This window comes from Massilia yuzhufengensis, assembly GCF_900112225.1.
Taxonomy (GTDB): domain Bacteria; phylum Pseudomonadota; class Gammaproteobacteria; order Burkholderiales; family Burkholderiaceae_D; genus Telluria; species Telluria yuzhufengensis.
The window spans coordinates 18,234-30,693 of the sequence record NZ_FOLD01000038.1 but is presented as its reverse complement, the minus strand read 5'-3'; the positions used below and the strand labels follow the sequence as shown (position 1 = coordinate 30,693).

11 protein-coding genes are annotated in these 12,460 nt (G+C 67.1%); 7 read left to right on the top strand and 4 right to left on the bottom strand.

All coding sequences use genetic code 11. The features are described 5' to 3' along the window. Positions 1 to 99: 99 nt before the first annotated feature. Positions 100 to 621, top strand: coding sequence for a c-type cytochrome (locus tag BM031_RS22255; RefSeq protein WP_091876737.1), 522 nt, complete (start codon positions 100 to 102; stop codon positions 619 to 621). A gap of 8 nt (positions 622 to 629) precedes the next feature. Here BM031_RS22255 and BM031_RS22250 read toward each other — a convergent pair whose 3' ends face one another. Then, on the bottom strand, positions 630 to 2,870 hold the full coding sequence (locus tag BM031_RS22250; protein WP_091876736.1) for a penicillin-binding protein 1A: 2,241 nt from the start codon (positions 2,868 to 2,870) through the stop codon (positions 630 to 632). Between the two features lie 172 nt (positions 2,871 to 3,042). Between BM031_RS22250 and BM031_RS22245 the strand changes: the two genes are divergently transcribed. After that, positions 3,043 to 3,417: a COG4315 family predicted lipoprotein gene (locus BM031_RS22245; protein WP_091876735.1), complete on the top strand. Its 375-nt coding sequence runs from the start codon at positions 3,043 to 3,045 to the stop codon at positions 3,415 to 3,417. 91 nt (positions 3,418 to 3,508) lie between these two features. Here the strand turns inward: BM031_RS22245 and BM031_RS22240 are convergent, their stop codons facing one another. The 3 genes from BM031_RS22240 to BM031_RS22230 all read right to left on the bottom strand — a co-directional run bounded on the left by BM031_RS22240 (position 3,509) and on the right by BM031_RS22230 (position 7,477). Continuing rightward, positions 3,509 to 5,128 carry a methyl-accepting chemotaxis protein gene (locus BM031_RS22240; protein WP_091876734.1) on the bottom strand — a complete coding sequence of 540 codons (1,620 nt, stop codon included), beginning with the start codon at positions 5,126 to 5,128 and terminating at the stop codon, positions 3,509 to 3,511. A gap of 137 nt (positions 5,129 to 5,265) precedes the next feature. Continuing rightward, the gene (locus BM031_RS22235) at positions 5,266 to 6,312 is read right to left on the bottom strand and encodes a M48 family metallopeptidase (RefSeq protein WP_091876733.1); all 1,047 of its coding nucleotides are present in this window, start codon (positions 6,310 to 6,312) and stop codon (positions 5,266 to 5,268) included. Positions 6,313 to 6,334: 22 nt separating this feature from the next. Further along, positions 6,335 to 7,477 carry a YjgN family protein gene (locus tag BM031_RS22230; protein ID WP_091876732.1) on the bottom strand — a complete coding sequence of 381 codons (1,143 nt, stop codon included), beginning with the start codon at positions 7,475 to 7,477 and terminating at the stop codon, positions 6,335 to 6,337. A gap of 226 nt (positions 7,478 to 7,703) precedes the next feature. Between BM031_RS22230 and pyrG the strand changes: the two genes are divergently transcribed. The 5 genes from pyrG to BM031_RS22205 all read left to right on the top strand — a co-directional run bounded on the left by pyrG (position 7,704) and on the right by BM031_RS22205 (position 12,346). Further along, positions 7,704 to 9,395: a CTP synthase gene (gene pyrG, locus BM031_RS22225; protein ID WP_091876731.1), complete on the top strand. Its 1,692-nt coding sequence runs from the start codon at positions 7,704 to 7,706 to the stop codon at positions 9,393 to 9,395. Further along, complete coding sequence (kdsA, locus tag BM031_RS22220) at positions 9,392 to 10,246, top strand: 3-deoxy-8-phosphooctulonate synthase (RefSeq protein WP_091876730.1); 855 nt, start codon at positions 9,392 to 9,394, stop codon at positions 10,244 to 10,246. The genes pyrG and kdsA overlap by 4 nt, the downstream gene beginning before the upstream one ends. Before the next feature lie 93 nt (positions 10,247 to 10,339). After that, positions 10,340 to 11,626, top strand: a complete 1,287-nt coding sequence (eno, locus tag BM031_RS22215) for a phosphopyruvate hydratase (protein WP_091876729.1) — start codon at positions 10,340 to 10,342, stop codon at positions 11,624 to 11,626. A gap of 61 nt (positions 11,627 to 11,687) precedes the next feature. Next, positions 11,688 to 12,029 (top strand): cell division protein FtsB, encoded by a 342-nt coding sequence (gene ftsB / locus BM031_RS22210; RefSeq protein WP_091876728.1) that lies wholly within the window; start codon positions 11,688 to 11,690, stop codon positions 12,027 to 12,029. A 38-nt stretch (positions 12,030 to 12,067) separates the two neighbouring features. Further along, positions 12,068 to 12,346 carry a helix-turn-helix domain-containing transcriptional regulator gene (locus BM031_RS22205; protein ID WP_091876727.1) on the top strand — a complete coding sequence of 93 codons (279 nt, stop codon included), beginning with the start codon at positions 12,068 to 12,070 and terminating at the stop codon, positions 12,344 to 12,346. The last annotated feature ends 114 nt before the right edge of the window (positions 12,347 to 12,460 follow it).

The window sequence follows — 12,460 nt, the reverse complement described above, 5'->3', positions numbered from 1 at the left end:
ATCGTTTCCCTGGCGTCCGGTGTTGGGCCGGCGACCTGCGTGACCGTGCACCGGCCTCGCGCACCGACCAGACAATCATATCCAGGAACGGAGCCAGGCATGTTCAATTCAATCCACACCGCGTGCGCCGCGGCCGTCGTGCTGGCCCTTGCCGCCCCAGCCACGGTCCTCGCCGCACAGGACGCAGGCCACGCGCAGTCGCCGGGCGCGGCAAAACAGGGCAAGTACATCGAACGCGGGCGCTATCTTGTCCGCATCACCGGCTGCAACGATTGCCATACGCCGGGCTACGCGATGAAGGCGGGCAAGGTGCCGGAAAAAGACTGGCTGACCGGCGAACAGCTGGGCTGGCGCGGGCCGTGGGGAACGACCTACGCGGCCAACCTGCGCCTGTCGATGAATGCGATGGGCGAGGAAGACTGGATCAAGACCGCCAAGACCATGCAGGCGCGCCCACCGATGCCCTGGTTCGCGCTGCACGACATGGAAAAGGAAGACCTGCGCGCCATCTACCGCTTCGTCAAGCACCTGGGCCCGGCAGGCAAGCCGGCGCCGGCCTGGCTGCCGCCGGGCAGCGTGCCGGCCGGCCCGGCCATCCAGTTCCCGATGCCGCCGAAGTAAGCGCAGCCTTAGCGCGGCTGCTGCGCGGCAGCCGCTTCTTCCACCGGCGCCTGGGCGGCGAACTCCTCGTACACCCAGTCCTCGCCCGCCCGCACCACGCCCGCGGGCACCAGTGGCGCGCGCTCCGGCACCCGGGCCAGTGCGACGCGCATGTAGTCGATCCACACCGGCAGCGCCAGCGTGGAGCCGAATTCGCGGCCGCCCAGCGAGCGCGGTTCGTCGTAGCCCATCCAGGCCACCGCGACGACGCTGGCGCCATAGCCGGCGAACCAGCCGTCGATGGCATTGCTGGTGGTGCCGGTCTTGCCGCCGATGTCGGCGCGTTTCAACTCGCGCCCGGCTTGCGCGCCGGTGCCCTGGCGCGCCACGTCGCGCAGCATGCTGTCGGCCAGGAAGGCGTTGCGGGCGTCCAGTACGCGCGCGCTGTCCTGGCGCGGGCGCGGACGCGGGGCCTCGAACACCAGCTTGCCGTCGCGGTCCTGGATGCTGGTAATCAGCAGCGGCTCGACCCGGTAGCCGCCGTTGGCGATCACCGCGTAGGCGCCGGCCAGCTGCAGCGGCGTAACCGTCCCGGTGCCCAGGGCCAGGGTCAGGTTGCTCGGATGGCGCGCCATGTCGAAGCCGAAGCGCGCCAGGTGGCCGCGCGTATAGTCGACGTCCAGGGTGCGCATCATGCGCACCGTCGGCACGTTGCGCGAATGGGTGAGCGCATGGCGCACCGTCACCACGCGCTCGAACACCCCGTCATCGTTGCGCGGCGCCCAGTTGGCGTAGGCCTTGTCGTCGGAAAAATCGAGCGGCGCGTCGAGGATGGTCGTGCCCGGGAAGAAACCGCGTTCCAGCCCCGCCGAATACACGAAAGGCTTGATGCTGGATCCCGGCTGGCGCCAGGCCTGCGTGACGTGGTTGAGCTTTTGCAGCTGGTAGTCGAAGCCGCCGACCATGGCGCGGTAGGCGCCGGTATGGGCGTCCAGCGCGACGAAAGCGGCGGCTACCTGCGGTACCTGGGCGATCGTCCAGCTTCCCTTGCCGGTGCTGCTGATGCGCACCACGGCGCCGGGCGACAGGCGCACGCCCGCTTTTGCGGTCGAGGCCAGGGCTGGGGCGGCGAAACCGAGTCCGGCGCCGCTGATCTCGATGGTGTCGCCGTCGCGGGTGCTTAGGCGCACCCGCTTCGGGGAGGCGGCCAGCACCACGGCAGGCAGGAAGCCGTCGATCGCCGGACGCTTCTGCAGGGCTTCAAGGATGGCTTCGTCGCGCTTGTCGCCCGCCGCCGGCAGCGCGATGCGGGCCTCGGGGCCGCGGTAGCCGTGGCGGCGGTCGTAGGCGATGGCGTTGCGCCGCACCGCGTCGTAGGCCGCGTCCTGCTCGGCCGCGACGATGGTGGTGGTGACGCTGTAGCCGCGCTCGTAGGCGGCCTGGCCGAAGCGCGCGAAGGCCGCCTGGCGCGCCAGCTCGGCAACGTACTCGGCGCCGGCGCCTGGCCCGCCGCCGTCGCGCCGGACCTGCAGGGTTTCGGCCAGGGCGCGCCGGTACTGGGCGTCGCTGATCTTCCCCAGCTCGGCCATGCGCTTGAGCACCGCATGCTGGCGCTGCTGCGCGCGCGTCAAGTTGGCGACCGGGTTGTGGCGCGACGGGTTCTGCGGCAGCCCGGCCAGCATCGCGGTCTCGGCCAGGCTCAGGTTTTCCAGCGGCTTGCCGAAATAGGTGCGGGCCGCGCTGGAAAAGCCGTAGGAACGCTGGCCCAGGTAGATCTGGTTCATGTAGACCTCCAGGATCTGGTCCTTCGACAGGGCTTGCTCGATCTTGTAGGCCAGCGCGACCTCGGTCAGCTTGCGCGGCAGGGTCTTGTCGCGCGACAGGAAGAAGTTGCGCGCCACCTGCATCGTGATGGTCGACGCGCCCTGGCGGAAGTTGCCCAGGCTGGCCAGGTTGGCCTTGGCCGCGCCCAGGGCGCGGATCCAGTCGATGCCGCCGTGCTCGTAGAAGCGCGCATCCTCGATGGCCAGCACGGCCGCCTTCATCAGCGGCGGGATCTTCGCGATCGGCACGAAGTCGCGCCGCTCGGCGCCGAATTCGCCGATCAGGACCTTGTCGGCGGTGTACACGCGCAGCGGGATCTTCGGGCGGTAGTCGGTCACCGCGCCGATGTCCGGGACCTCGTCCAGGATGCCTGCGGCGGCCGGCGCCGCGGCCAGCAGGAGGGCGCACAAGGTGAGGCAGCGGAGGGGAAGCGTGATTGTGTTCATGGCGTGGCGGTCGGGTTATCGGGAGTGTGCTGCAATGCGGGATGGATAGTACAGGCCCGCCGCCCGGGGCGCATCCGCAAGCGCGAAGGTAGCGCCAGGCGGTGTGCAGGGGTGCAGCCGGCGCTACCGCGGCCTATACTGGAGAAGCACAGTCCTTTTTCGGGAGCCTGCCATGAAACCGATCCACCCTGTCTTCGCGGCGCTGGGCGCCGCCTTCCTGCTGGGCGCCGGGGGCGCGCTGGCGCAACCGGTGAATGTGGCCGGCGGCGTGCTGGTCGACGGCGCCGGCATGACCATCTATACCTTCGACAAGGACGTCGCCGGCTCCGGAAAGAGCAGCTGCAATGGTCCCTGCGCCAGGCTGTGGCCGCCGGTGCCGCTGACGGTCGAGTGGATCGAATCGCCGTATTCCATCGTCACCCGCGACGACGGCAGCCGGCAGCTGGCCTACAAGGGCAAGCCGCTGTACCGGTACGCGAAGGACGGGAAGCCGGGCGAGCGCAAGGGGGACAAGCTGGAGGGGGTGTGGCACGTGGTGGCCAACTGACGGCGCCAGGAAAAACGCCCGCGACAGGGCGGTAACTCCGTTCAGTCGGCACGACGGCGCAGGGTGGCCGGCGTAGCCGGCCACCCTGCGTTTAATAGCTGGCCGCAGGTTTGGCCGTCACAGCCAGCGCGCGCGGCGGCTTGCCCGCCGGCGCGGCGGCCCGGGCATCGAGCCTGAACACATTGACCATCTGCGCCAGGCGCGAGGCCTGGTCCTGCAGCGAGCCGGCGGCGGCGGCCGACTCTTCCACCAGCGCGGCGTTCTGCTGGGTCGCTTCGTCCATCAGGCCCATGGCCTGGTTGACCTGGTCGATGCCGTGGATCTGCTCCTGGCTGGCCGAGGAGATCTCGCCCATGATGTCGGTCACGCGGCGGATCGAGGTGACCACCTGCTCCATCGTCTCGCCAGTCTGGTCGACCAGCCTGGTGCCGGCTTCGACCTTCTCGACCGAGGCGCCGATCAGGCCCTTGATTTCCTTGGCCGCCGCTGCAGAGCGCTGGGCCAGCGTGCGCACTTCCGACGCCACGACCGCGAAACCGCGGCCCTGTTCGCCGGCGCGCGCCGCTTCCACCGCCGCGTTCAGCGCCAGGATGTTGGTCTGGAAAGCGATGCCGTCGATGACGCCGATGATGTCGACGATTTTGCGCGAGGATTCGTTGATCGAGCCCATGGTCGTGATCACCTGTTCGACCACACTGCCGGCCTGGGTGGCGACGCTTGACGCGGTAATCGCCAGCTGGTTGGCCTGGCGCGCGTTGTCGGCGTTCTGGCGCACGGTGCCGGTCAGCTCTTCCATCGAGGCCGCGGTTTCTTCCAGCGAGGCGGCCTGCTGTTCGGTGCGTGCCGAGAGGTCCAGGCTGCCGGCGCTGATCTCGCCCGAGGCGGTGCCGATGGTCTCGGTGCCGCTGCGTACTTCGCTGACGATCTTCACCAGGCTGTCGTTCATGTGGCCCAGCGCGCGCAGCAGGGCGCCGGTTTCGTCCTTGCTGTCGGCGTCGATGCGGTGGGTCAGGTCGCCCGCGGCGACGCGCTCGGCGGCCTGCACCGCGGCGCGGATCGGGCGCGTGATGCCGCGCGTGAGCATCCACGAGAACAGCGCGCCCAGGATCACGGCGGCGGCGGTGAGGCCGGCGATGATCATGCCGCCGCGCTCGGCGGTAGCGTCGATGTCCTGGGCGGTGGCGGCAATCGCGTCGCGCTGCAGCGCGACCAGTTCGCGCACCGATTCCTGGTAGGCCTTGGAGACCGGGGTAAAGGATTCATCCAGAATCTTGTCTGCCAGTTCCTGGTTGCCTTCCGACTTGGCCTTGACCGCATTGTCGCGCGCGGCGCCATACAGCTTGCGCTGTTCCTGGACCCGCTTGAACAGCGCGATTTCCTTGTCGCCGGCGATCAGCGGTTCGATCTGCTTGACGAGATCGGCCGCCAGCTTGCCGGTGGCGGCCGCGTCTTCCTTGAAGTAGGCGGTCAGCGACGGGTCGCTGCTCTTGACGATGGCGGCGGTGCGGCGCACGGCGGCGAAGATCTGGGTGTACCACTCGGCGATCAGGCGCTCCTTGGCCAGCGGTGCGGCCAGGGTGACCTGGGCGGCGGTGGCGACCTGTTGCAGGCGCCACATGCCGGTGCCGGCGATGAGGACGGCCATGATCAGGGTCAGGGCGAAGCCGGCGGCAAGCCGCACGCCGATGGGAAGATTATTGAAGGTGCGCATAGGTTGGGTTGGCGGCTGGTGCACCACCGGGGTGCGCCAGCCTGGCTTTCGTGCAGGCTGAAAGAAACAATTATTGCCCAACCGAAACCTAAATGCACCTTTTCCGTGCTTTATATCGACGATTTACAACGCTATGCTCACTGCTTGAGCGCCTCTTCCTGCTCCAGCAGGCGCTGGCTGCGGGCCAGACCGTCCGGGTGGGTGGAGGCGTAGGACATCGCCTGGCGCAGGAATTTCGGCAGCTTGTCGGCCTTTTTGTCGAACTCGTCGAACAACCCGGCCAGCGGCCCGGCCGGGATGCCGCGGCCGTGCAGCGCGCGCACCGCGTAGTCGTCGGCGGCCAGCTCCATGTCGCGCGAATATTCCATATTGCCCAGCACCGCCGGCAGGCCGGCGGCGACCGCGCTGAAATCGCCGAACAGCGTCGCCGACAGCGCCGCCGTCAGCGACGAGCGCGTGATCGTGCGCACGCTGTGGCGCATCTCGATGTGGCCCACTTCGTGCGCCAGCACGCCGGCCAGCGCCGCCGCGGCGTCGGCATCGAGGTCGTTGTTCTTGCCCAGCACCGTGCGCACCATGTCGTCGGTGAGCACGATGGTCCCGTCCGGGAAGGCCAGCGCATTGGCGCCAAGCTGCGGCGCATGGTGCACCTGCAGCCGCAGCGGGATGCGCGGCCTGGCCGGCTGGACCCGCTGCAGCAGGCCTTGCAGCGCCGCCAGCCGGTCGTCGCTCAGGCGCGAGGGTTGCAGGATGCCCTGGCGCTGCAGCAGCGACAAGGCATTGCGGCCGAGGGCATGGTCGGCCGCCACCGGCACCTGGCCCGCCAGGCGCTCGGCGGCGGCCGGGATGCCCCAGTGCCAGCTTGCGGCAATCAGGGCCACCAGCAGCGCCAGCGCGACCAGCGCGGCGGCGCCGTGCTCCTGCCAGCGCACCACCCAGCTCTTGCGGTAGCCAAGAGCCGCTTCCAGCACCGGGCGCATCGCCTGGTCCGGCACTTCGGCATGGGTGCCGTCGTTAAAATACAGGACCGACGGCGCGTGCTCGAAGGGCTCGGCCAGGCGGGTGCCGGCGGCGGGATAGCTGCGCGTGGTTTCGCCGCGCAGGATGATGGCGCCGTCGGCGGCGCTCAGGTCGACCACGTGCAGGCGTGCGCTGCGGCCGTCGAAGTAGTGTGCTGCAGTCATGTTGTCCTCGAATTCAATGGGCTTACCAGGACAGGTCGATGCCGAAGCCGTCGGCGGCACTGTCGCCGGCCGCGCCGCCGCGGGTCGCCATGTGGGCGGCGGTGGCCTCGATGTCGCCGGTCACTTCGATGTGCACGTGCGCCAGCCGGAAGCGGTAGACGTTCACCACGGCGAAGGGCCGGTACAGGCCCAGGGTCAGCACCGTGAGCAGGGCGTTCTTCGTCTGCAGCGCCAGGAAGGCGCGCACCGGCAGCGTGGAGCGGAAGCGCACGCCCGGGAAGCCGGTATGCGACCAGGCCAGGTTCGAGACGCGCACCACCATGTAGGGCCCCACCAGCAGGTAGGCCACATACATGAAGACCACGCCGGTGGCCAGGGTGATGGCCACGACCGCGGTCCGGTGGCTGCCGCCGGCCACGCCCGCGAAACCGGCCACCGCGCCGGCCAGCACGACCGCCAGCAGCGCCAGTGAGCCGCCGACCAGGTAGGGACGGTAGAAGCGGCGCGCTTTCACGGCGTACTCCGAATGCTGGTCGCCGAACAGCAGGTGGGCATGCTGGAAGTGGCGGATTCGCGCGTGCATCAGCGGCCACAGGAGGTAGAAGGGCAGGGGCAGCGCCGCCAGGACGGGATTCCCGGGGTTCGTCGCCAGCAGCACGCCCGGCAGCAGGAACACCAGCGCGGGCGGCAGCCAGGCCAGGTAGGCCTGTCCCACCGTGCCGTCGAAGCCCAGGCGCAGCCCGCGGTAGCTGGTGTTCCCCAGGCGGAAGCGCAGGGCGCCGCGCATCAGGTAGGGGAACAGCAGCAGCAGGCCGGCGACCACCAGCGCCCCGACGGTGGTGGAAAAACCGAAGGCGTAGTGGTAGGCGGCCAGCATCACCACCGACAGCAGGCGGCCGACCAGCACCGCCCTGGGGTTGCCGTGGAAGTCGAAGGTGGCGCCGGCCAGCACGGTGTTGCGGTCGAAATACTGGAGCCGACGCACCTTGGCCCAGGCCGAGTAGATGCCGAGCGTGGCCAGCGTGAGCAGCAGGTTGACCACCCAGATGCGGAAATATTCCCTGCCGTCGCCGGTAAAGCCCAGCGCCAGCGTGCGCGGCAGGGCGGCGGGGGGTGGCGCCTCAGCCGCGCCAGGCGCGACGGGAAGGTCAGGCAATGTATGCATGGATCGGCCAGAAAAAATCGCAGTATAGGAGCGCACCCCGCCTGTCGGTCAATTTGTGGGGCATATTCCGGCGTGTTTTCATCAAATATCAGCAGATTGGGCGCTTGTATTCTTTTTCGGCAACACACTTCTTTGGCGGGAGCCTGGCATGGCGACCGGGAGGTTTGGCGCCGTTTAAGGTATAATTTCTATTTCCCGCGCGTGCCGTTCGGCACCTTCAGTACAAATGACCAAATTCGTATTCGTCACTGGCGGCGTCGTGTCTTCCCTGGGTAAAGGGATCGCGGCCGCTTCCCTCGCCGCGATCCTTGAATCGCGCGGCCTCAAAGTCACCATGCTCAAGCTCGACCCGTACATCAACGTCGACCCGGGCACCATGAGCCCGACCCAGCACGGCGAAGTGTTCGTCACCGACGACGGCGCCGAGACCGACCTGGATCTCGGCCACTACGAGCGCTTCATCAGCACCCGCATGAAGAAGGTGAACAACTTCACCACCGGCCAGATCTACGAATCGGTGATCCGCAAGGAACGCCGCGGCGAGTACCTCGGCAAGACCGTGCAGGTGATCCCGCACATCACCAACGAAATCCAGGATTACATCCGCCGCGGCGCCGAAGGCGTCGACGTGGCGCTGGTGGAAATCGGCGGCACCGTGGGCGACATCGAGTCGCTGCCCTTCCTCGAAGCCGCGCGCCAGCTGTCGCTGCGCTCGGGCCGCAAGGGCGCGGCCTTCGTGCACCTGACCCTGGTGCCATGGATCGCCTCGGCGGGCGAGCTCAAGACCAAGCCCACCCAGCACTCGGTGCAGAAGCTGCGCGAGATCGGCATTTCGCCCAACGCGCTGCTGTGCCGCGCCGACCGCCGCATCCCGGACGACGAGCGCGCCAAGATCTCGCTGTTCGCCAACGTCGAAGAGCAGGCCGTGATCTCGGTATGGGACGTGGACACCATCTACAAGGTGCCGCAGGTGCTGCATGACCAGGGCCTGGACGACATCATCCTGGAAGCGCTAGGCCTGGAAGCGCCCAAGGCCGACCTGTCGATGTGGACCAAACTGATCCACACCCTGGAAAACCCGAAGCGCGAAGTCACCATCGGCATGGTGGGCAAGTACGTCGACCTGATCGAATCGTACAAGTCCCTCACCGAGGCGCTGCGCCACGCCGGCATCCACACCGAAAGCCGGGTCAACATCGAATACCTCGATTCGGAAGAAATCGAATCGAAAGGCTGCGAGCACCTGGCCAAGTACGACGCCATCCTGGTGCCGGGCGGCTTCGGCAAGCGCGGCGTGGAAGGCAAGATCATGGCGGCGCGCTACGCCCGTGAAAACAAGATCCCTTACCTGGGTATCTGCCTGGGCATGCAGGTCGCCCTGATCGAATACGCGCGCCACATGGCCGGCTTCCCGAACGCGAACTCCACCGAGTTCGACCCGGAAACCGACCAGCCGGTGGTCGCCCTCATCACCGAGTGGCAGAACCACGATGGCAAGGTCGAGAAGCGCGACACCAATTCCGACCTGGGCGGCACCATGCGCCTGGGCGCCCAGACCTGTGCCGTCAACCCCGGCACGCTGGCCGCCGAGATCTACGGCAACGTCGTGACCGAGCGCCATCGTCATCGCTACGAAGGCAACAACTTCTACCTGCCGAAGGTGGAAGCGGCCGGCCTGATCGTCTCGGCGCGCACGCCGAACGAAGACCTGCTCGAAATCATGGAACTGCCGCGCGAAGGCAGCAACGCGCACCCGTGGTACATGGGCGTGCAGTTCCACCCCGAGTTCAAGTCGACCCCGCGCAACGGCCACCCGCTGTTCACGTCCTTCATCCAGGCAGCGCTGGCGCACCAGTCGGCGAACACGAACGTGGCGGCCAACGCGACGGCGCCAGCACTTCAAGGAGATGCAGCATGAAACTCGCCGGATTCGACGTCGGCCTCGACCACCCAATCTTCCTGATCGCCGGCACCTGCGTGATCGAATCGCGCCAGATGGCGATGGACACCGCCGGCACCCTCAAGGAAATCACGGCGGCGCTGGGCATCCCGTTCATCTACAAGTCGTCCTTCGACAAGGCCAACCGCTCGTCGGGTAAATCCTTCCGCGGCCCTGGCATGGAGAAGGGCCTGGAAATCCTGGCCGACGTGCGCCGCACCATCGGCGTGCCGGTGCTCACCGATGTGCACGACGAAGAAATGATCCCGGAAGTGGCCAGCATCGTCGACGTGCTGCAGACCCCGGCGTTCCTGTGCCGCCAGACCGACTTCATCAACGCCTGCGCCCGTTCGGGTAAACCAGTGAACATCAAGAAGGGCCAGTTCCTGGCGCCGGGCGACATGAAGAACGTGATCGACAAGGCACGCGCCGCCGCACGCGAAGCGGGCCTGCCGGAAGATAACTTCATGGCCTGCGAACGCGGCGCCTCGTTCGGCTACAACAACCTGGTCTCCGACATGCGCTCGCTCGCCATCATGCGCGAATCGAACTGCCCGGTGGTGTTCGATGCGACCCACTCGGTGCAGCTGCCGGGCGGCCAGGGCACCTCCTCGGGCGGCCAGCGCGAGCACATCCCGGTGCTCTCGCGCGCCGCCGTGGCCGCCGGTATCGCCGGCCTGTTCATGGAAACCCATCCCGACCCGGCCAACGCCATGTCGGACGGCCCGAACGCGGTGCCGCTGGCGCGCATGAAGGAACTGCTCACGACCCTGGTCGAGATCGACCGCATCGTCAAGAAGACCGGTTTCCTCGAAGCCGACTTCAAGTAAAACCAGCTTTTCATCCGCACGCGCCCCGCGGCAGGGCGCGTGTGCGTACCGAACACAAGACGACACAATTTTTTACTTCTCCGGAGACTGTACATGAGTGCTATCGTTGATATTATCGGCCGCGAAATCATTGACTCGCGCGGCAATCCGACCGTGGAATGCGACGTGCTGCTGGAATCGGGCGTGATGGGCCGTGCCGCGGTGCCGTCCGGCGCCTCGACCGGTTCGCGCGAAGCCATCGAGCTGCGCGACGGCGACCCGAAGCGTTACTTCGGCAAGGGCGTGCTGCAGGCCTGCGAAAATATCAACACCGAGATCTCCGAAGCGATCATGGGCCTGGACGCCAATGAACAGGCCTTCCTGGACCGTACCCTGATCGATCTCGACGGCACCGAAAACAAGAGCCGCCTGGGCGCCAACGCCATGCTGGCCGTCTCGATGGCCGTGGCCAAGGCCGCCGCCGAAGAAGCCGGCCTGCCGCTGTACCGCTACTTCGGCGGTTCGGGCGCGATGCAGATGCCGGTCCCGATGATGAACGTCATCAACGGCGGCGCCCACGCCGACAACAACCTGGACATCCAGGAATTCATGATCATCCCGGTCGGCGCACCTTCGTTTAAGGAAGCGGTCCGCTGGGGCGCCGAGGTGTTCCACACCCTCAAGAAGATCCTGCACTCGAAGGGCCTGAACACCGCCGTCGGCGACGAGGGCGGCTTTGCCCCGTCGGTGGCGAACCATGAAGAAGCCATCAAGCTGATCATGCTGGCGATCGAGCAGGCAGGCTATGTGGCCGGCTCGCAGATCGCGCTGGGCCTGGATTGCGCGGCCAGCGAATTCCACAAGGACGGCAAGTACGTGCTTGAAGGCGAGGGCGGCCTGTCGCTGTCGGCAGCCGACTTCACCAACATGCTGGCCACCTGGTGCGACAAGTACCCGATCATCTCGATCGAAGACGCCATGGCCGAAGGCGACTGGGAAGGCTGGGCCACGCTCACCGCCGCGCTGGGCAAGAAGGTGCAGCTGGTCGGCGACGATTTGTTCGTCACCAACACCAAGATCCTGAAAGAGGGCATCCAGAAGGGCATCGCCAACTCGATCCTCATCAAGATCAACCAGATCGGCACCCTGACCGAGACCTTCGCCGCCATCGAGATGGCCAAGCGCGCCGGCTACACCGCCGTGATCTCGCACCGCTCGGGCGAAACCGAAGACTCGACCATCGCCGACATCGCCGTTGGCCTGAACGCCCTGCAGATCAAGACCGGCTCGATGTCGCGTTCGGACCGCATGGCCAAGTACAACCAGCTGCTGCGCATCGAGGAAGACCTGGGCGATGTCGCCAGCTACCCGGGCCGCGACGCGTTCTACAACCTGAAGTAAGCCACGAGGCCGGCCTGCCCCTGCGGGCTGGCCGGCCTTTGCACGCGCCTACCACGCACCCATGCGCCTCATTACCATCGCCCTCGCGATCCTGCTGCTGCTGATCCAGTACCCGCTCTGGCTGGGGAAGGGCGGCTGGCTGGCCGTGGCCGACATGCGCGACCAGGTCGCCGGCACCCGCCAGAAGACCGAACAGCTCCAGGCGCGCAACGACAAGCTGGAATCGGAAGTCAGCGACCTGCGCGACGGCCTGGGCGCAGTCGAAGAACGTGCCCGCTATGAGCTGGGCATGATCAAGCAGAATGAAATCTTCGTGCAGGTGCTGCGCAAGGACGAGCAGCCGGCGGTCTCCATGACCGTCCCGCCGCCCCCGCCGCAGCCGAAAGACAAGACCAAGCGTTAACCGCGGAAGCACGCTCCCGCCCATCGAAGGAGCCCGGCATGACTGAAGCAAACACCCCACCGAACCCCGCCGACCTCGACTCGCTCGACGCCATCGCCGATTGCCTGGCCGATGCGTTCGAGGATGGCGAAGGCGCCGTTATTTCGCAGGCGATGAAGGCTGTCGCGCAGGCGCCTGGATTGGGCGAACTGGCTGCGGCCGTGGGGATGGGAAGAGAAGACCTGCAAGCCGCGCTTGCGGCGGAAGAATTCAACCTCGATCTTACGCTGGAGATCATGAAGGTGGTGGACTTGCATATGTCGGGAGGCCGCGCCTAGGGTGTAGCTGCCGGCCGTCTCGCAACTGAATCAGCACCACTATCCTCGGAACCGTCGCACCGGCGAAGGCCGGTGCCTAATTTTTTTGAGCAGTCGAGACGCGTGCAAAATTGG

Coding starts and splice junctions, on each gene's coding strand:
- BM031_RS22255 (WP_091876737.1), top strand. CDS start 100: ATGTTCAATTCAATCCACACCGCGTGCGCCGCGGCCGTCGTGCTGGCC.
- BM031_RS22250 (WP_091876736.1), bottom strand. CDS start 2,870: ATGAACACAATCACGCTTCCCCTCCGCTGCCTCACCTTGTGCGCCCTC.
- BM031_RS22245 (WP_091876735.1), top strand. CDS start 3,043: ATGAAACCGATCCACCCTGTCTTCGCGGCGCTGGGCGCCGCCTTCCTG.
- BM031_RS22240 (WP_091876734.1), bottom strand. CDS start 5,128: ATGCGCACCTTCAATAATCTTCCCATCGGCGTGCGGCTTGCCGCCGGC.
- BM031_RS22235 (WP_091876733.1), bottom strand. CDS start 6,312: ATGACTGCAGCACACTACTTCGACGGCCGCAGCGCACGCCTGCACGTG.
- BM031_RS22230 (WP_091876732.1), bottom strand. CDS start 7,477: ATGCATACATTGCCTGACCTTCCCGTCGCGCCTGGCGCGGCTGAGGCG.
- pyrG (WP_091876731.1), top strand. CDS start 7,704: ATGACCAAATTCGTATTCGTCACTGGCGGCGTCGTGTCTTCCCTGGGT.
- kdsA (WP_091876730.1), top strand. CDS start 9,392: ATGAAACTCGCCGGATTCGACGTCGGCCTCGACCACCCAATCTTCCTG.
- eno (WP_091876729.1), top strand. CDS start 10,340: ATGAGTGCTATCGTTGATATTATCGGCCGCGAAATCATTGACTCGCGC.
- ftsB (WP_091876728.1), top strand. CDS start 11,688: ATGCGCCTCATTACCATCGCCCTCGCGATCCTGCTGCTGCTGATCCAG.
- BM031_RS22205 (WP_091876727.1), top strand. CDS start 12,068: ATGACTGAAGCAAACACCCCACCGAACCCCGCCGACCTCGACTCGCTC.